We start from the raw sequence: 17,410 nt of genomic DNA on the forward strand, positions 1-17,410 counted from the left end.
AGATACGTATCTGTAATGAATTTTATAGAAAGTGTATAACAATAACTTTTTGCTTGATAAAGGTAATGAAGCTAAAGCATTCGAGTGCACATGTTATCGCTTAGGTTTTTATTTTATGTCGCATTGGTTTTTTTATGCTTAAATTAAATAAACAGCTTTCCTCATCTTTTAATTATAGTAATTTAGGTTTTTCTTTGTTTTGTTTTTTATGTTATTTTAATGACTTTATTTTTGATGTCAAAAAGTAAATGGGGTTGAGAATGAATAAAAATTTGGAAGGAAATTACCGGAGTGATTTCAAATTTTTCATTAAAGGATTGAGAGTTGTGATTCCTTTGTTAGGCCCAATGATAATAATTTATGGAGGAGTGCTGTTATTAAATATTTGCCTATCATATAATATAGACTTTGTTGATATGGTAAAAGTGAATGTTTTGATTGTATTTGGATCGGCATCCTTTATTATCACTATGATAATTTCAGCGTTGTTGACAATAATTATTTTTAGTCAGCATTTCACTGCTCGATTCCTTGTCAAAAATTTAATATATTGTTCTAAGGTTAAATCGATAAGAAGATATCCAATCATTTTTTTGTTTTTAGGATGTTTTTTGTTATCATCCTGGCCATACTTTATCCTGCTAGAAAACTTAACATTGATTATTTTTTCAATGTTCTTAATTGCTGTAGTTGTTGCTATATATATCATGGCATTGACTAAGTATAGGACTAAGAATACTACGCTTTATAAGCGCCTTATCCATGTAACCCATTGTCTAATGGCTTTATTCTCACCAATGTTTTTTGGATGTCTTGGTTTCGCCATAATAGTTATGGTCTTTCAAGATGGCCTTGGAGGCGTCAGTGTGTTTAAAGCTTGCATGACCGTTTCTATCCTATACTACGTGGTGATATTCCTTACTTTCCAAATGGCGCTGGCTTATAAAACACATAAAGAATTGACATTTTATTGCTTGGTTTTTTTTGTTTGCTTTTTCATGGTATTTTCCCTTAAGTTTTCAGATGGTATTTTGATAAAGGTTATAGGCAGGGTGGGGTTAGGTTTTGCATCTGAATGTTATTTAAAATCTGATTATGAAGAGCTTAAAATTCCTGATGTTTTCTCAAGGGCAACGATGAGTGATAAGGTTATTCAACTTTCTGTGGTAACACATTTGGATAATATTTACTACTTAACGAGTAATTTAAGTCCAGCATCTCCAGCACAATTGAGATTTGAATCCGAAAAGCTTAAAAGAATTGGCTGTCCCCCACTTAATAATAAAATCATATCAAATGCGAATGGAAGATAATCCGTTTTTAGTAGATGAAACGTCTTTGATTTATTTGTTAAAGCAAGATGTATTCAAAATGACATCCCTATAGCGGCATTAATTGAGCAAGATCCATCAGGCCCACTCTCCGCCACACGGGCATACTCATTCCCCAGAGAGGATGCTATGCCAGTAAACAAAAATGATCACCGCGAGACCTACCGCAAGCGCTTTGACAAGGTGTTCGACTACATCGAACGCCATCTTGATGAAGCGCTGCTGCTGGAGCAACTGAGTGAAGTGGCGCACTTTTCGCCGTACCACTTTCACCGCCAGTTCAGCGCCTGGTGCGGCATGCCGCCGGGGCGTTACATCCAGCTGATGCGGCTCAAACGGGCGTCGTACCGGCTGGCATTCAATCCGCACGAGAAAATCATTGAGATTGCGCTCGATGCCGGTTTTCAGCATGCCGAATCATTCAGTCGCGCCTTTAAACAGGTATTTGACGTGACGCCGAGTGAATTTCGTCAGCAGCCGGTGTGGATTACCTGGCATCAGCGCATGCCTCAGCCACCCGTCAAACGGAGAGAGAGTATGTCAGTTGAGATTAAAATGTTTCCCACCACGCCGGTGGCGATGCTCACGCATCACGGCGATCCGCAGCGCATCAACGAAACGGCGGCGCAGTTTATTGCCTGGCGCAAAAGCAGCGGAGCATCGCCGGTGCGCAGCAGCCAGACGTTCGGCGTCGCGCCGCACGATCCGGCCAGCACGCCAGCCGGGGATTTTCAGTATCACCTTTGCGGCTCGGTGACTGCACCGATCAACGAAGACAACGCTTTTGGCGTCGTCAACAGCACCATTCCCGGCGGACGCTGCGCGGTGCTGCGTCATCACGGCTCGCACAGCGCGTTGACCGAGCTGGCGCGTTCGCTCTACAGCGAATGGTTGCCAGCTAGCGGTGAAGAGCTGCGCGATTTCCCGCTGTTCTTCCACTATCACAACTTCGTGCATGAGGTGGCGGAACATGAATTGCTGACGGATATCTATCTGCCGCTTAAGTGATAAGGGTCCCGGTAGCAATGGCTATCGGGATTTTTATGCAGGATTGCGATACGTATTCACGGCTGGCATTTTTTTCCTCCTGCCTCGCGGCAAGGCATGGCAAAATGCCCTGCGATCCTATCAGCACAGGCGAAGAGGCGACGATGACAGAGCAACTCGAACAGCGTATCTATGAACTGGTGCGGCGCTATGACGGCGTGTATCTGTTCAAGCAGAAAACGCTCACGCCGCAGATTGATATCGACAGCGATCTCAACTTCGAGCGCGACGAAGCCGCCGCGCTGATGGAGGAGTTTTTCAGCGAGTTCGCGGTCGATCGCGCGAATTTCGCTATTGAAACCTACTACCCGGACGAACCGTCACTAGCGCAAATCCTCAACCCGTTCAACAAGCGTGAAGTGCCGGTGGTGCCGGATTTCACGCTGGGCATGCTGATTGCGTCGGCGCAGGCGGGGCGCTGGCTGTTTGAATGACGCGGCAGCGCGCCGCTGCGGTTTGGCGGTCAGCGGCTCAGCGTGCCACGTGAACACCAAATCCGCGCTCACCTTCAGCAAGATCCTCGCGCAGCGTCAGCGCCGGAATCGCATATTCACCGCCGTTCTGGCGACGGAAGGCAATCGGTTGATCCTGCGCTAAGCGATCCAGCCGTTGCGCCAGCGCGGTGCACCAGCCAGCATAGCGTTCCTGCGCCGACTTCTGCACGCGATACAGCACCAGCGGTGGCAGCACGCTGAAGCCGGGATAGAACAGCATGCCGTGCTGGATCGGGAACAGCAGATCCTCAATCGGGCCGTTGATGCCGCGCGGCGCGTAGTGCGACTCCCAGCCGCCGGTGGTTACCACCAGCATGGCGCGCTTGCCGGCGAGCGTGCCTTCGCCGTAGCGATCGCCCCAGTGATGATCGTTATGCTCGCCGACGCCATAGGCAAAACCGTTGGCATACACGCGGTCAAACCAGCCTTTCATGATTGCCGGCATCGAAAACCACCACAGCGGAAACTGAAAAATCACCGTGTCGGCCCAGCGCAACTTCTCCTGCTCGGCTGCAATGTCCGCTGCCTGCAACTGGTTGTCGTAGGCGAAACGCGAATCCAGCGTGGCATCAAAATGCGCGCCCACCGGGGGTGCCAGCGTATCGGCGGCATCCAGCGGCGCTTTCCACTTCATGGCGTACAGATCTGACACCTGCACCTGATGGCCCGCCTGCTGCAGATGATTCACGGCAAAGTCTTTCAGCGATCCGTTCAGCGAGCGCGGTTCCGGATGGGCATACACAATCAAAACATTCATGGCGGTATCCTGTGAGATGAAAACCGCTGCAGGTTAAGCCAGTGCTGGCTATAGTAGAAATCAATTGCTGATATCTCAGGTATAGATGACATGAATATTCACTCGCTGGATTTGAATCTGCTGCACACCTTAGACGTGTTGCTGGTGGAGCAGAACGTGACGCGCGCGGCGCAGCGCCTCAATCTGTCGCAGCCGTCGGTGAGCGCCCAGCTGGCGCGCCTGCGGGTGTTGTTTGACGATCCGTTGATGTTGCCCGGTCCGCGCGGCATGCTGCCCACCGCCCGCGCCGAGGCTCTGCGCGAGCCGCTGCGTCTGGCGCTGGAAGCGCTGGAGCGCGCGGTGGCACCGCCGGCAGCGTTCGATCCGGCGCGCGCGGAGCTCACCTGGCGCATTGCCGCCACCGATTACATGTCATCGGCGCTGATCCTGCCGGCGCTGAAACTCATTCGTGAAGCGGCACCGCGCAGCCGCATGGCGGTATTCGCGCTCAATCCGCCGCAGGTGGCGCAGCAACTGGAGAAGGGCGAGCTGGATGTGGTGTTTCACACCGGCGACAACGCACCGCCGACGCTGCATCAGCGCCGCTTGTTCAGCGAGCGCTACGTGCTGGCCGGCCGGCACGATCATCCGCAGCTGCAGCAGCCCCTGACGCTGGATCGCTTTTGCCAGCTGGAGTTTGTGATGGTTTCGCCAGATGGCGGCGGCTTCAGCGCAGCCACCGATCGCGCGCTGGCAACGCTCGGCCGCACGCGCCGCGTCGCGCTCTCGGTGCCGCATTTTCTGTTTATGCTCGACACGCTGGCCAGCAGTGATTTGGTCGCCGTGCTGCCGGAGCGCCTGGTGCGAAACGCGCCGCAGCTCCGCGTGCTTGCACCGCCGCTGGAGATTGAAGGGTTTGACATCCTGATGCTGTGGCACGAGCGCCTGCATCGCGAGCCCGCCCAGCAATGGCTGCGCCAGCAGATTGTCGCGGCGCTGTAAACCTGAACTCTCGCCGAATAAGTCGCGGTCTTCATGCCCTCAGGCCTTGTCCGACAAGGCTTGCTCCTGCATTGCTGATGCGATTAGCGCCACCGCTCCACAGCACGCATCATATCAACACGACGAAACACTCGCGTTTTAACGTGCAGGAGAGAAGACCATGCAGATATTTGTCACCGGAGCCACCGGCTGGGTGGGTTCAGCGGTGGTGGAAGAGTTGATCGCGGCAGGCCATCAGGTAACAGGGCTGGCGCGTTCGGCGGAAAAAGCCGTGGCGCTGGCCGTCACTGGCGCACAGGTTATTCGCGGTTCGCTGGAAGATGCTGACGTGCTGCGTGACGCCGCGCAATCCGCGGACGCCATCATTCATACCGCGTTCAACCACGATTTCTCGCGCTTCGTGCAGAACTGCGAGCAGGACCGTCAGGTAATCGAGCTGCTCGGCGAGGCGATTGCCGGATCGGATCGCATGCTGCTGGTGACGTCCGGCCTGTCCGGTATGGCGCGCGGGGCGACGGAACTGGATCAGCCGCAGCCGGTGTCACCGCGTCAGTCGGAAGCGGCGGCGCAGGCGCTGTCGCAGCGCGGCGTGCATGTGGCGACAGTGCGGCTGGCGCCGTCAGTGCATGGCCTCGGCGACCATGGTTTTGTGCCGATTCTGGTGCGGCTGGCGCGTGAGAGCGGGATTTCCGCCTGGTGCGGCAGCGGTGAGAACTGCTGGTCCGGCGTGCACCGTCGCGATGCGGCGCGCGTCTATCGGCTGGCGCTGGAGCAGGGCGTCACCGAGCGCGTTTATCACGCGGTGGCCGATGAGGCGGTGCCGTTCCGCGCTATCGCGGAGACGATAGGACGCCAGCTCGGATTACCCAGCGGCGAGCGCGACCGGGCGCACTTTGGCTGGTTCGCCAACATGGCGGCGGGCAACATGGCGGTCTCCAGCCAGCGCACGCGCACGCTGCTGGACTGGTCTGCAACCCGCCCGGACCTGCTGAGCGAGCTCGATACGCCTGCCTATTACACCCATCTCTGATATCACGCTGCCGCTGCGTGCGGCAGTTTTTCTGGATTATATCGATGAAAAATAATGTATTTATCACCTTGCTGCCGGTGACGCTGGCGGTGTTTATCGCTTTTCTCACCATGGGGATGCAGCTGCCGGTGCTGCCGCTGCATCTGCAGCAGAATCTCGGCATGGATACGCTGGCGATCGGCACGGTCATCGGCGCGCAGTTTGTCGCGTCGCTGCTGACGCGTTCGTGGGCGGGCAACTTCGCCGATATGCGCGGCGCGAAACGCGCGGTGCTGGCCGGGCTGTTGGTGGTGGCGAGTTCCGGCGTGATCTACCTGATTTCGCTGCTGTTCATTGATCGGCCTGCCAGCTCGGTAGCCATCCTGCTGCTGGGGCGTGTGGTGCTGGCGCTGGGCGAGAGCCTGCTGGCCACCGGCGCGCTCGGCTGGGGACTCGGGCTGGTGGGACCAGCCAATGCTGGTAAAGTGATGGCGTGGATCGGTATCGCGATTTACGGGGCCTGGGCGCTGGGTGCGCCGCTGGGCGTGGCGATTTATCACGGCTGGCACTTCACCGGCATCGCCATGGCGATCATCGTGGTACCGCTGCTGCCGCTGATGTTTATCACCCAGGTGCGCGCCGTCGCGCCGACCTCGACCAAACGCACGCCGTTCTACAAAGTCATGGGCGCGGTGTGGCGGCCGGGACTGGGTCTGGCGCTCGCCAGCGTCGGCTTTGGCATGATCACCGCGTTTATCGCGCTGCTGTTTGCGGCCAGGGCCTGGGGCAACGCGTCGCTGGCGTTCACCGCGTTTGGCGTGGCGTTTATCGCGGCGCGCCTGTTCTTTGCCCATTTGCCGGATAAGCTGGGCGGCGCGCGCGTCGCGCTGGTGTGCGTGCTGATTGAAGCCTGCGGTCAGCTGCTGATTTGGGGCGCGGATAGCGCGACGCTGGTTTATCTCGGCGCGGCGCTGACCGGTTTTGGCTATTCGCTGGCCTTTCCGGCGTTCGGCGTGGAAGCGGTGCGCCGTGCGCCGCCGCACACCCGCAGCCTGGCGATGGGGGCTTACGTGGCGTTTCTCGATATCGCGCTGGCAGTCACCAGTCCGCTGGCGGGCGCGCTGGCCGCCCACCGCGGCGTGGCTTCGGTGTATCTCGCTGGCGCAATTGCCGTGGCGCTGGCGATGCTGGTGGCGCTGAGCCTGATGGCGCGTCAGCCACAACCACAGGCAGCGATGGAATAAGACCCGCCGCAAAAAATTCACTTCTCCCGCGCCGCAAAAATCATCACACTAGCCACCTTTACCATTAGGGAGAGATGGCATGAAAAGCCGATTGCTGCTGGCGCTGACGCTGTTCGCCAGCCTGAGCACGCCGTTGTGGGCCGACGAAGGCGTCTCGTTTAGCCATAAAGACTGGGAGCTGGCTTGTGATAATACGCTGACCTGCCGCGCCGCCGGCTACAGCGCCGAAGAGGGCGCGGGCGGATCGGTGCTGCTGACACGCGCCGGCGGGCCAGACAGCCTGACGCACGGGCGCGTGGTGCTGGCCGATACCGGCGACGATGATGCGCAGCAGGTGAATGCGCTGGCGCTGTGGATTGACGATCGCGCGCTGGGCGAAGTCAGCAAAGCGGAGAACGATGAGTGGACGCTAAGCGACGCGCAGACCCAGGCGCTGATCGCCGCCATCAAAGGCAGCGCCAGAGTGGAGTTTCGCGGTGCGGCCGAGCCGTTTGAGCTCTCCGGCAACGGGGCCTTTGCCACGCTGTTGAAAATGGATGAGGCGCAGGGACGGCTGAACACGCCGGGCGCGCTGGTGCGTAAAGGCAACCAGCCGGAAGCCAGCGTACCGGCGGCAATGGCGATGCCGGTGATTCAGCAGGTCCATGTGCTGAAAGCCGCGCCGCGCCCGCTGACGCCGGACGAACTGGCGCAGGTCAAGCCAAAGCTGATTGCCTCGCTGACCGATGACGACAGCTGTGACAATCTCGCGCCGTCCGACGATCAGCCGGAAGAGGGCGCAGAACCGCCTACGCTGACGCCGGTGGATGCGCAGCACGTGCTGATTGCCGCGCTGTGCTGGCGCGGGGCTTACAACGAAGGCTATGGTTTCTGGCTGCTGGATAACGCGCTGCAGGGCACGCCGCAGCTGATCACCGATTCCGGATCTGATTATCACGACGGCGTGATCAGCGAAGCACAGAAAGGGCGCGGCATTGGTGACTGCTGGAGCACCGCTGCATGGGTGTGGGATGGCCGCCAGTTCTTGCAGAGCAGCGAGGCCACCACCGGTATGTGTCGTGCCATCCGCGCCGGCGGCGCATGGCAACTGCCAACGCTGGTCACCGAAGTCAAACCGGCGGGGTAATATTCAGCGTGCGTCGCCAGGCGGCTGGGGCGCTTAATCCGTCCCGGATTTTGCCGCATCCCACACGGCCATGACGTGGGCGATGGCGGTATCGATCTGCGCACCGTTGACGCCATCGCGCACCAGCACCGACACGCCCAGCAGAAAAGCGTCGAGGGCGATGGCGAGGGCGGCGGCATCGGTGTCGGCGCGCAGTTCGCCGCTGTCGATGCCGCGCTGCACGCAGGCCGTCATGCCTGCCAGCGTGCGGGCGCGTGAGCGCGCCAGCGGCTGGGTGACATCCGCGTGTTCGGCGGAAGGCGCACTCATCACGCCCAGGCCGACCATACATCCCAGCGGATGACCGGACTCACACTGCATGCTGGCCGAGCGCCGCAGCGCGGTCTCCATTGCGGTACGGGGCGGCAGGCTGTTATCCCACAGCGGCTCCACCACCTGCGCGTAAGTCGACAGATAACGCTGCACACACTCCTGAAACAGCGCCTGCTTCGAGCCAAAAGCCGCGTAAAAGCTCGGTGCAGAAATACCGCCGGCAATTCCCGCCTTCAGCTGTGTTAACGATGTCGACTCATAGCCGTGCTGCCAGAAAATCTTCATCGCCTGTTCAATGGCCGCATCACGATCGAACGTACGCGGCCGTCCCATAGTGGCCATCTCAGTGCTCCGTTAAGCTTAATGCTTAAATACTAATCGATACATAAGTCGTTGACAACGGTCTCGCGCGTCAATTAATGTATCGATCAGTATATATTTGTGCCGGCGGGCGGCGGATAGCGTATCCGCAGGGTTGTTCCTGAACCGTAACAGGTTGTCGCACTTCGCCAATTTATATACTGATCGGTATATATAATTTCAACACCAGGCGCGCGCCTTACCTGCACGCTGATGACATCGGGAACGCTGATTGTGACGACTTTGAATACCGCCGCGGATAAAACCCGGCCGCTACCGCTGGGCGCGCTGCTGGCGCTGGCTATGACCGGTTTTATCTGCATCATCACCGAAACCTTACCGGCCGGACTGCTGCCGCAGATGGCGGCGGGCCTCGGCATTTCCACCGCGCTGGCCGGGCAGACCGTAACCGTTTATGCGCTTGGCTCGCTGCTGGCGGCGATTCCGCTGACCATCGCTACCCAGGGCTGGCGCCGCCGTAACGTGCTGTTGCTGGCTATCGTCGGCTTCCTGATTTTTAACTCCATCACCACGTTCTCGACCCACTTCGCACTGACGCTGGTGGCGCGCTTTTTCGCCGGCGCAGCGGCGGGACTCGCCTGGAGCCTGCTGGCTGGCTATGCGCGGCGCATGGTGCCGGTCCATCAGCAGGGCAAAGCGCTCGCCGTGGCGATGGTCGGCACACCGATTGCGCTGGCGCTGGGCGTTCCCGTCGGCACCTGGCTGGGCACGGCGGTGGGCTGGCGCACGGCGTTCGGCATCATGTCAGCGATGACGCTGCTGCTGATCGGCTGGGTGCTGCTGCGGGTACCTGACTATCCGGGACAAAGCAGCGATCAGCGTCTGCCGCTGCGCACGGTGTTCATGACGCCAGGCGTGCGCCCGGTGCTGGGCGTGGTGCTGGCGTGGATGACGGCGCACAACATTCTCTACACCTACATTGCGCCGTTCGTTACCCAGGCGGGCCTCGCCGGGCAGGTGGACAGCGTGCTGCTGGTGTTTGGCATCGCGGCGCTGGCGGCTATCGGCCTGGCCGGTCGCCTCGTCGATCACCACCTGCGCGTCGCCGTGCTCGGCAGTCTGGCGCTGTTTGCGCTGGTCTCGCTGCTGTTCATCTGGCTGGCGCGCTTGCCGCTGCTGGTTTATGTCGGCGTGGCGCTGTGGGGGCTGACGTTTGGCGGGGCGGCCACGCTGCTGCAAACGGCACTGGCGGATGCGGCGGGCGAGGGCGCGGATGTGGCGTTGTCGATGAACGTGGTGGTGTGGAACAGCGCGATTGCCGGCGGCGGTCTGGCCGGTGGCGTGTTGCTTACTCACTGGGGCGTGGCGTCCTTCCCGCTGGCGCTGCTGTTGCTGCTGGCGGTTGGCTTCCTCATCGCACTGCAGGCGCGTCAGCACGGTTTCCAGGCCGGCGCGCGGCACCAGCGCGTACAAGGTCACTGACCAGCCGTGCGTACATGAAAATTTAATTCACTGTTTTAAATGGCATTATCACAAAATGGAGATCAATCACGTGTTCAAAAAATTACTGTTAACCCTGCTGCTTGCCTCGGCCGCGCTGTTTTCCGCCGCCAGCACCGCCGCGGATGAATTCCCGCTGCCCGCCGGTTTCACCAGCAGCTATCAAACTGTGGATGGCGTGCGCCTGCATTATGTGAAGGGCGGCAGCGGACCGCTGGTGTATCTGGTGCACGGTTTCGGACAGACGTGGTACGAGTGGCACCAGCTGATGCCGGAACTGGCAAAAAACCACACCGTCGTGGCGGTGGATCTGCCGGGGCTGGGGCAGTCTGACGTGCCGCATTCGTATCGCGCCACCGATGTCGCGCCGCTGCTTTATCAGCTGGCACAACAGTTCGCCGGCGGCAAAAAGTTCGATCTGGTGGCGCACGACATTGGCATCTGGAATACCTATCCGCTGCTGGTGAAACATCAGGACCGCATCCGCCGCGCCATCTTTATGGAAGCGCCGATCCCGGATGAGAGCATCTATCAGTTCCCGGCCTTTACGCCCGAAGGCGAATCCCTGGTGTGGCACTTCAGCTTCTTTGCGGCGCAGGGACAGCTCGCTGAACAGCTGATCGCCGGTAAAGAGCGCCTGTTCTTCGAGCATTTCATCAAAGAACATGCCGCCAACAAAGCGGTGTTCACCCCGGCGCTGCTCGATCTTTACAGCAAATCCTATGCAAAACCGCACAGCCTGAACGCCGCCTTTGAATATTACCGGGTGCTGAATCAGGGAGTGGCGGACAATAAAGAGCTCTCCCGCGAGAAAATTGCTGTGCCGATGCTGGCGATTGGCGGTGGCGGTCACGGCGGACTGGGTGCCTATGAGCAGCAGGTGGTCAGCCGCTACGCCTCGCAGGTCACCGGCAAAGTGTTACCTGGCTGCGGTCACTGGTTACCTGAAGAGTGCCCCGCGCCGCTGAATGCGGCGGTAATGGCGTTTCTCGCGTCCGGGAAATAACGCGGTGCGCAGGCCAGTTTTAGCGCTGGCCTGCGTTGAGGTGAGCGTCTCAGGCTTTATTCAGGCAGCACTGCTTAAACTTTTTGCCGCTGCCGCACGGGCAGGGATCGTTGCGGCCGGTTTTTTCACCGGCAAAATGCGGCAGCTGCGGGGCCGGATCGGGCTGCGCCATGCGCTGTTCCTGCCAGTATTCGTGCAGTTCCAGCGCCGCCGGACGAATCGCCTCGATGCTGGCCTCAAACGCGTCCGGGGTGAAGGCTTCACGCTGCGCCAGCTGCGCTTCACTGCCGTGCAGCGCAATCGCCTGCAGCGCCGGTTGCTGTGCCGCCGGCAGCTGCGCCCAGTCCGCATCGAGCGCCACGCCGCGCATGTAGCCGTAGCACCAGTCTTCCACCACGGTAAACAGCTGGCCTTCCATCTCCTGCTCGCCGAACAGCGGATCGAACTGCTCCGGGTACTCCGCCAGCCGCTCGGCGATGTCGTTAAAGTGCTGGAAGGTCAGCGCCATGAAGCGGTCCATTTCGCGCGCGTTCGCCCACTGAGGAATCTTCTTCTCACCGCCCCAAATCGCCACCAGCCATTCGCTCGGTTCGATATCGTTCGGGCCGGAGAGCAGGGCGGTCAGCATGCCGTCCAGTTCGGCGGTGTCCACCACGGAGTGTTCGTTGCCATATTTTTCCAGCATGTCATCAAGCCAGTTCAGCTCTTTTTCGGTTAACGGACCCTGATTCATCCGGCGTCTCCTGCGGTGTGCATTGGTGGGCAAAAATTGCTGGGCGCGATTATAGCGGCAGCGCGCCTGATTTACCGCTTTTTGCATATCGATAGCCGAAGTGCGCCTAAAAAGGAATCGCCATAACTTATCGCGCAACAGTATTGGCGGGAAACGGCGGCGAATGTCAGCGTAAACGCAGGATTTACCGATAGCGAGGAGACAACATCATGGCGGATACCCTGCCAGTACTGGATCTGGCCCTGCTGGAATTACCGGACGCAGAGCAGGCAGCTTACCTGGCGCAGCTGCGCGAGACCGCGCGTGACGTCGGTTTCTTCTATCTGGTCAATCACGGCATCAACCCGCAACTGCTGCACAACGTGCAGAGTATCACGCGGGCGTTTTTTGCCCTGCCGCAGGCGGAGAAGCAGCGCGTGGCAATGATCCACTCGCCGCATTTTCGCGGCTACAACCACGCCGGCGTGGAATACACCCGCGACCAGCGCGATCAGCGTGAACAGTTTGATATCGGTGCCGAACGCGCGGCGCTGACGCTGCAGCCGGGCGATCCGGCGTGGAAACGGCTACAGGGGCCTAACTTATGGCCGGAGGCGTTACCGCAATTGCGTCCGGTGATGCACGCCTGGCAGCAGGCGATGACCGCCATCGCGCTGCGCCTGCTGCGGGCCTTTGCTAAAGCGCTGGCGCTGCCGCCGGATGCGTTCGACGCGCTGTATGGCACCCAGCCCAATGAGCACATCAAGCTGATTCGTTATCCCGGTCAGGCAGCAGAAGCCAGCCAGCAGGGCGTCGGCGCGCACAAAGACTCCGGCTTCCTCACCTTTTTGCTGCAGGACGATCAGCCCGGTTTACAGGTGGAAGTGTCACCCGGTCACTGGGTGGATGCGCTGCCCAAGCCGGGCGCGTTCGTGGTTAACATCGGCGAACTGCTGGAGATTGCCAGCAATGGGTATCTGCGCGCCACCGTGCACCGCGTGGTGTCGCCGCCGGCTAATCGTGAACGCGTGTCGATCGCTTTTTTCCTCGGTGCGCAGCTGGATGCCGAAGTACCGCTGTATCAGCTGCCGCCACAGCTGGCGGCAGAAGCCCACGGCCCGACCAGCGATCCTGACAATCCGCTGCTGCGCGAAGTGGGCTGGAACTACCTCAAAGGGCGTCTGCGTTCCCATCGCGATGTGGCGCAGCGCTATTACGCTGATGCATTAAGCACAGTGAAATCATAAGAAACGTAAGGAAAGCCCATGCAGAAAACGATGATAGCGTCACTGGCCCTGATGGCCCTATTCAGCAGCGTGGCGTCCGCCGCGGCACTGCGCGTGGCCGCCGATCCGGTGCCGCACAGTGAGATTCTCAACTACATCAAACAAACCGACAAACAGCTCGACCTGAAGGTGATCGAGCTTAACGGCAATTTAAACGCCAACGAGCTGCTGGCGCGAGGCGATGTTGATGCCAACTATTTCCAGCATGTGCCTTATCTGCGCGATCAGGAAAAAGCGCTGGGCGAAAAATTTGCCGTGGTAGCGACCGTGCATATTGAGCCACTCGGGATTTACTCGCACAAAGTGAAATCACTGAAAGATCTGCCGGATGGTGCGCAGGTGGCGGTGCCCAACAACGTCACTAACCTGAGCCGCGCGCTCTATCTGCTGCAGGCCAACGGCCTGATTACACTGAAAAGCCGCAGCGCCAGTTCGCTGGTGACCACGGCGGACATTAGCGACAACCCGCATCATCTGAAGATCATTGAAGTTGAAGCGCCGCAGCTGCCGCGCGCGCTGGATGATGCGCAGCTGGCGATTATTAACGGTAACTATGCCCTGCAGGCCGGGCTGGTGCCGTCAAAAGACGCGCTGGCGCTGGAACAGGCAAAGGATAATCCGTATGCCAACGTGCTGGTCACCACGCCAAAGCTGGCCAGCGACCCGCGCATTCTCGCGTTAGCGAAAGATCTCGAATCAAAGCAAACTGCTGAATTTATCAACCAGCACTACAAAGGATCGGTTATCCCGGTTAATCAATAATGCCCGGCGCCACCTGCGGCTGACAGGTGGCGCACCCGCTGTTCTGTGGTATATTTCGCCACCAACACCAGTGGCACCTGCTGCATAACATAAAAAATAACTTATCAATTGATGGCTATTTCCCGCTTCGTCAGACTTCAGCGGCTGACGCTTTCTCGCGCCTGGTTGCACCTGCGGCTGTCAGCCCTGTGTCTGCTGCTCAGCGGCTGCGGAACGCTGTCGCAAACGTCCGCACCGGTGGGCGATCGCGTCTATCTTTCCCACGCCTCCTTCCATGAAAACGTCGATGACATTGTGCGCCACTACATGCAGCAAAAGCAGGTGACCGGCATCAGCATCGCCATTATTCACCAGCGCGGCGCGCCGCAGTTTTACAGCTATGGCGTCACCGATGCGCGCCAGCGTTATCCCATTACGCCGGATACGCTGTTTGCACTGGGCTCGCTGAGTAAAGGCGTTACCGCAGAGGTCATTATCGGGCTGGTGGATCGCGGCGAGCTGCACTGGAACGACACGCTGGCCACGCTACTGCCGCGCGGCGTGCCGCTGAGTGAGGATGCAAAACGTATCACGCTGCTGCAGCTGGTCACGCACACCTCAGGGCTGCCACGTCAGGATATGGATTTGCCGATGTTCCTGAAATTTATGGCTTACCTGCGCAGCGGCGAAAATTTTTACGGCAATCTGGATAGCGATGCCGTGCTGAGTTATCTGGCCGATTTCAGCGCCCCCGCGCACCCGGCGGCGCAGTACTCCAATCTCGGCTATGCGCTGCTGGGCTATATTCTGCAGCATCGCCTGCATCAGGACATTGAAACGCTGGCGCAGCATCAGCTGTTTGGTCCGCTCGGCATGACCAGCAGCAGCTTCCATCCGCAAACTCTGCGCGGCTATCCGTGGCGCGCGCTGGGCCACGCCGGCGATCAGCCGAAACTGATCGCGCGTGGTCAGCTGACGCCGGACTGGGCCTTTCGCGGCAATATGGTGGCGGCCGCCAGCCTGTACAGCAATGCGCGCGATCTGATTCGCTACCTCGATGCGCATCTGCACAGCGATGCGCACGGCGCGCTCGGTCAGGCGCTGGCGCAGGTCAATTATCCTTATGAGCAGCATGGCAACCAGGCGCAGAATATCGCCTGGGTAACCGATACCTATGATCAGCAGCAGATCACTTATCAGGTGGGGTATATTGGCGGTTATGCCAGCTTTATTGGCTACGATCGCGCCCACGGCAATGCCATCGTGGTGCTGCAAAACGCCTTCAACTGGAGCAACTATCTCGGCATTGCGCTGCTGCGTGATTTGGCTCGTAAAGATCGCCGGATGCTGAACACGGTTGCTTGCAATTTTGCTGCTCAGCAAAGCGCGCCGCCTGAGGTATGCTGTGGAGCGAAATTTGACGCGCAAAGCGCGGCGCGGGAACCTTCCGCACGTGGCGCTTGTCAGTAAATGGGACAGTTAAATAATTAACCAGAGTGGAAATCACCAATGCGCAGGACACACGTCACCCTTCTTTCAGCAGGAATTTTTCTGGGCGCTTTAAGCCTGACGCCAGCAGCACTGGCAGAAGGTGAGCAAACCGATAGCGTACCGATGCCGCCACAGGTGCAGCAAACCGCACCGGACGCCTCAGCGCCAGCGGCCACCAGCGATGCGCCCGCCAGCAGTGAACCGGCAGAATCCAGTGGCGATGTCGCGCCGATTCGCCCGTCACAAAACGGTCCGGGTGAAGCGCCATCCGCCGCCAATAATTACGATCTGCACACTATCATCATCGATTACAAAGAGTATAAAGTCGGTGACGTCGTGCCGGATGAGTACCGTAAAAAGCAGTACACCATCGTTGAGTGGCAGCCGCGCCACCTGCCTGCACCGCAGGAAGGCACGCACTGGGCTTACATCAACGCTAACTACATCCTGATCACCGACGACAGCGGCAAGATCGTGATGGGCAAATCCGGCGACATTTTCTTCAAGGGTTGATGCCCGGCAGCAGGCGCGCTAACTGCGCCACGCCTGCCATTATCTGACTGGTGCTGGTATTACCGTATCCCAGCACCAGTCCCTGCTGTTTTTGCTCGCCCAGATAAAAGCCGGACAGCGCGCCAGGCGCATAGCCATGGCGAAACAGCTGCGCCGTCAGCGCCACATCATCCACCGTATCCGCCAGCGGCAACACCAGATGCATACCGCATTCACCGCCCAGCAGCGGCACCTGAGTACCAAATGTCTCCTGTAGCGCAGCCCGCAGCGTGGCCTGCCGCTGACGATACAGGCGGCGCATTTTGCTCAGGTGGCGATTGAAATCCCCGCTGCGTAAAAACAGCGCCAGCGCCTGCTGTTCCGGCCGGTTACCGCCGCGTAACAGCTCATGCAAGGCCGGCCGCAGCCGCGGCAGCAGCGGGGCGGGCAGTACCATGTAGCCGATGCGCAGCGCCGGAAACAGGGTTTTGCTGAAGGAGCCGATGTAAATCACCGGCGTCGGCTGCGCCATGCCCTGCATCGCGGCGATGGGCTCGCCGCTGTAGCGAAAATCGCTGTCGTAATCATCTTCGATAATCCACGCCTGATGCCGCTGTGCCGCCGCCAGCAGCGCCAGCCGGCGCGCGGCGCTCATGATCGCGCCGGTGGGATACTGATGCGTTGGCGTGGTGTAAATCAGCCGCGGCGGGCGCTGCTGCCAGTCCTGCGCTGTCGGTGCCAGTCCCTGCGCATCCACCGCAATCGGCTCGATCTGCAGATCACCGAGGCGCATCGCCGCTTTGGCGCCGCGATAGCCCGGCTCCTCCACCCAGCCGGTGTCACCACGATTGGTGAGCAGCGCGACGCACAGCGTCAGCGCCTGCTGCGCGCCTTCGGTAATCACAATCTGCTGCGGCGCACAGCGCACGCCGCGCGCCAGCGCCAGATGCTGCGCCAGCGCCTCACGCAGCGCCAGCTCACCCAGCGGATCGCCGTAGCCCAGCAGCTGTGCCTGCTGCGCGGTTTGATTGAGTGCGCGACGCCACTGCGCCAGCGGGAAATGCGCCAGCGCCGGCGTGCTCGGGCGCAGCGCCAGCTCCTGACTGGAGAGGCGATGCAGCGAGTGCAACCCGGCAGCGCGCGCGGAAACCGGCCAGTCGGTGCTGTCGTCGGACGCCTGCGCGGGCAGCGGCGTGTGCGCCAGCCGGCTGACGCGGCTTCCCTGGCGGTCGCTGAGGATAAATCCTTCCGCCTGTAGCTGTGACCAGACGGCGATCACCGTATTGCGCGACACCTGCAGTTCAGCCGCCAGCTGGCGGGTCGCCGGCAGGCGTGTGCCCGCCGCCAGCTGACCATTCAGTATCGCCTGGCGCAGCCGCTGATACAGCTGCTGTTGCAGTGTCAGGCTGCCGTCGGCCTCTAGCGGTGCCAGCAGCAGCGAATGCCGGTTTAGTGCGCGCATCGGCGCCTCCGTGGATCTATCGATTTATCACATTGTGGCGCTTTTTCCTGAACCAGCAAAGTGGCACGCTGCACGCTGTCACTCTCACACAGAAGGAA

The 17,410-nt window shown here is 59.3% G+C and carries 17 protein-coding genes; 13 read left to right on the forward strand and 4 right to left on the reverse strand.

All coding sequences use genetic code 11. The annotated features are described in order from the left end of the window. The first annotated feature begins 260 nt into the window (after positions 1–260). From ABVR31_RS03265 to ABVR31_RS03275, 3 genes are all read left to right on the forward strand, one after another. Entirely contained in the window at positions 261–1,313 is a 1,053-nt protein-coding gene (locus tag ABVR31_RS03265; RefSeq protein ID WP_372771811.1) for a hypothetical protein, read from the forward strand. A gap of 147 nt (positions 1,314–1,460) precedes the next feature. Next, positions 1,461–2,339 (forward strand): GyrI-like domain-containing protein, encoded by an 879-nt coding sequence (locus ABVR31_RS03270; protein ID WP_372771812.1) that lies wholly within the window; start codon positions 1,461–1,463, stop codon positions 2,337–2,339. A 143-nt stretch (positions 2,340–2,482) separates the two neighbouring features. Then, complete coding sequence (locus ABVR31_RS03275; protein WP_058757234.1) at positions 2,483–2,812, forward strand: DUF1493 family protein; 330 nt, start codon at positions 2,483–2,485, stop codon at positions 2,810–2,812. 37 nt (positions 2,813–2,849) lie between these two features. On the opposite strand, the gene ABVR31_RS03280 is transcribed toward ABVR31_RS03275, so the two are convergent. Further along, positions 2,850–3,629 carry an NAD(P)H-dependent oxidoreductase gene (locus tag ABVR31_RS03280; protein WP_372771813.1) on the reverse strand — a complete coding sequence of 260 codons (780 nt, stop codon included), beginning with the start codon at positions 3,627–3,629 and terminating at the stop codon, positions 2,850–2,852. A 90-nt stretch (positions 3,630–3,719) separates the two neighbouring features. Between ABVR31_RS03280 and ABVR31_RS03285 the strand changes: the two genes are divergently transcribed. From ABVR31_RS03285 to ABVR31_RS03300, 4 genes are all read left to right on the forward strand, one after another. Next, entirely contained in the window at positions 3,720–4,610 is an 891-nt protein-coding gene (locus ABVR31_RS03285; protein ID WP_372771814.1) for a LysR family transcriptional regulator, read from the forward strand. Between the two features lie 160 nt (positions 4,611–4,770). Beyond that, complete coding sequence (locus tag ABVR31_RS03290) at positions 4,771–5,640, forward strand: SDR family oxidoreductase (protein ID WP_058776425.1); 870 nt, start codon at positions 4,771–4,773, stop codon at positions 5,638–5,640. A gap of 44 nt (positions 5,641–5,684) precedes the next feature. Beyond that, the gene (locus ABVR31_RS03295) at positions 5,685–6,863 is read left to right on the forward strand and encodes an arabinose transporter (RefSeq protein WP_088516723.1); all 1,179 of its coding nucleotides are present in this window, start codon (positions 5,685–5,687) and stop codon (positions 6,861–6,863) included. 79 nt (positions 6,864–6,942) lie between these two features. Further along, the gene (locus tag ABVR31_RS03300) at positions 6,943–7,989 is read left to right on the forward strand and encodes a DUF1176 domain-containing protein (RefSeq protein WP_372771815.1); all 1,047 of its coding nucleotides are present in this window, start codon (positions 6,943–6,945) and stop codon (positions 7,987–7,989) included. 33 nt (positions 7,990–8,022) lie between these two features. Here ABVR31_RS03300 and ABVR31_RS03305 read toward each other — a convergent pair whose 3' ends face one another. Beyond that, on the reverse strand, positions 8,023–8,643 hold the full coding sequence (locus ABVR31_RS03305) for a TetR/AcrR family transcriptional regulator (RefSeq protein ID WP_372771816.1): 621 nt from the start codon (positions 8,641–8,643) through the stop codon (positions 8,023–8,025). Positions 8,644–8,964: 321 nt separating this feature from the next. On the opposite strand from ABVR31_RS03305, the gene ABVR31_RS03310 reads away from it, so the two are divergent. Further along, entirely contained in the window at positions 8,965–10,104 is a 1,140-nt protein-coding gene (locus ABVR31_RS03310) for an MFS transporter (protein ID WP_288421294.1), read from the forward strand. Between the two features lie 70 nt (positions 10,105–10,174). After that, entirely contained in the window at positions 10,175–11,128 is a 954-nt protein-coding gene (locus ABVR31_RS03315) for an alpha/beta fold hydrolase (RefSeq protein WP_288421123.1), read from the forward strand. A gap of 49 nt (positions 11,129–11,177) precedes the next feature. On the opposite strand, the gene ABVR31_RS03320 is transcribed toward ABVR31_RS03315, so the two are convergent. Next, complete coding sequence (locus ABVR31_RS03320; RefSeq protein ID WP_058757188.1) at positions 11,178–11,861, reverse strand: YecA family protein; 684 nt, start codon at positions 11,859–11,861, stop codon at positions 11,178–11,180. A gap of 206 nt (positions 11,862–12,067) precedes the next feature. Here ABVR31_RS03320 and ABVR31_RS03325 point away from each other — a divergent pair, with 206 nt between their 5' ends. The 4 genes from ABVR31_RS03325 to ABVR31_RS03340 all read left to right on the forward strand — a co-directional run bounded on the left by ABVR31_RS03325 (position 12,068) and on the right by ABVR31_RS03340 (position 15,871). After that, positions 12,068–13,087 (forward strand): isopenicillin N synthase family oxygenase, encoded by a 1,020-nt coding sequence (locus tag ABVR31_RS03325; protein WP_058780927.1) that lies wholly within the window; start codon positions 12,068–12,070, stop codon positions 13,085–13,087. An 18-nt stretch (positions 13,088–13,105) separates the two neighbouring features. Then, positions 13,106–13,888 (forward strand): MetQ/NlpA family ABC transporter substrate-binding protein, encoded by a 783-nt coding sequence (locus tag ABVR31_RS03330; protein WP_372771817.1) that lies wholly within the window; start codon positions 13,106–13,108, stop codon positions 13,886–13,888. A gap of 111 nt (positions 13,889–13,999) precedes the next feature. Then, entirely contained in the window at positions 14,000–15,337 is a 1,338-nt protein-coding gene (locus ABVR31_RS03335) for a serine hydrolase domain-containing protein (RefSeq protein ID WP_372773959.1), read from the forward strand. Positions 15,338–15,376: 39 nt separating this feature from the next. Further along, on the forward strand, positions 15,377–15,871 hold the full coding sequence (locus ABVR31_RS03340; RefSeq protein ID WP_031279558.1) for an RcnB family protein: 495 nt from the start codon (positions 15,377–15,379) through the stop codon (positions 15,869–15,871). Here the strand turns inward: ABVR31_RS03340 and ABVR31_RS03345 are convergent. Next, positions 15,861–17,312 (reverse strand): PLP-dependent aminotransferase family protein, encoded by a 1,452-nt coding sequence (locus tag ABVR31_RS03345; RefSeq protein ID WP_372771818.1) that lies wholly within the window; start codon positions 17,310–17,312, stop codon positions 15,861–15,863. The two genes, ABVR31_RS03340 and ABVR31_RS03345, sit on opposite strands and share 11 nt — an antisense overlap. Between the last annotated feature and the right edge of the window lie 98 nt (positions 17,313–17,410).

Origin of the sequence: Pantoea sp. WEP (assembly GCF_041678305.1) — a bacterium.
Classification (GTDB): Bacteria; Pseudomonadota; Gammaproteobacteria; order Enterobacterales; family Enterobacteriaceae; genus Pantoea; species Pantoea dispersa.

Bases quoted from the DNA above. Each gene is read 5' to 3' on its own strand.
- ABVR31_RS03265 (WP_372771811.1), top strand. From the start codon at position 261: ATGAATAAAAATTTGGAAGGAAATTACCGGAGTGATTTCAAATTTTTC.
- ABVR31_RS03270 (WP_372771812.1), top strand. From the start codon at position 1,461: ATGCCAGTAAACAAAAATGATCACCGCGAGACCTACCGCAAGCGCTTT.
- ABVR31_RS03275 (WP_058757234.1), top strand. From the start codon at position 2,483: ATGACAGAGCAACTCGAACAGCGTATCTATGAACTGGTGCGGCGCTAT.
- ABVR31_RS03280 (WP_372771813.1), bottom strand. From the start codon at position 3,629: ATGAATGTTTTGATTGTGTATGCCCATCCGGAACCGCGCTCGCTGAAC.
- ABVR31_RS03285 (WP_372771814.1), top strand. From the start codon at position 3,720: ATGAATATTCACTCGCTGGATTTGAATCTGCTGCACACCTTAGACGTG.
- ABVR31_RS03290 (WP_058776425.1), top strand. From the start codon at position 4,771: ATGCAGATATTTGTCACCGGAGCCACCGGCTGGGTGGGTTCAGCGGTG.
- ABVR31_RS03295 (WP_088516723.1), top strand. From the start codon at position 5,685: ATGAAAAATAATGTATTTATCACCTTGCTGCCGGTGACGCTGGCGGTG.
- ABVR31_RS03300 (WP_372771815.1), top strand. From the start codon at position 6,943: ATGAAAAGCCGATTGCTGCTGGCGCTGACGCTGTTCGCCAGCCTGAGC.
- ABVR31_RS03305 (WP_372771816.1), bottom strand. From the start codon at position 8,643: ATGGCCACTATGGGACGGCCGCGTACGTTCGATCGTGATGCGGCCATT.
- ABVR31_RS03310 (WP_288421294.1), top strand. From the start codon at position 8,965: ATGACCGGTTTTATCTGCATCATCACCGAAACCTTACCGGCCGGACTG.
- ABVR31_RS03320 (WP_058757188.1), bottom strand. From the start codon at position 11,861: ATGAATCAGGGTCCGTTAACCGAAAAAGAGCTGAACTGGCTTGATGAC.
- ABVR31_RS03330 (WP_372771817.1), top strand. From the start codon at position 13,106: ATGCAGAAAACGATGATAGCGTCACTGGCCCTGATGGCCCTATTCAGC.
- ABVR31_RS03335 (WP_372773959.1), top strand. From the start codon at position 14,000: ATGGCTATTTCCCGCTTCGTCAGACTTCAGCGGCTGACGCTTTCTCGC.
- ABVR31_RS03340 (WP_031279558.1), top strand. From the start codon at position 15,377: ATGCGCAGGACACACGTCACCCTTCTTTCAGCAGGAATTTTTCTGGGC.
- ABVR31_RS03345 (WP_372771818.1), bottom strand. From the start codon at position 17,312: ATGCGCGCACTAAACCGGCATTCGCTGCTGCTGGCACCGCTAGAGGCC.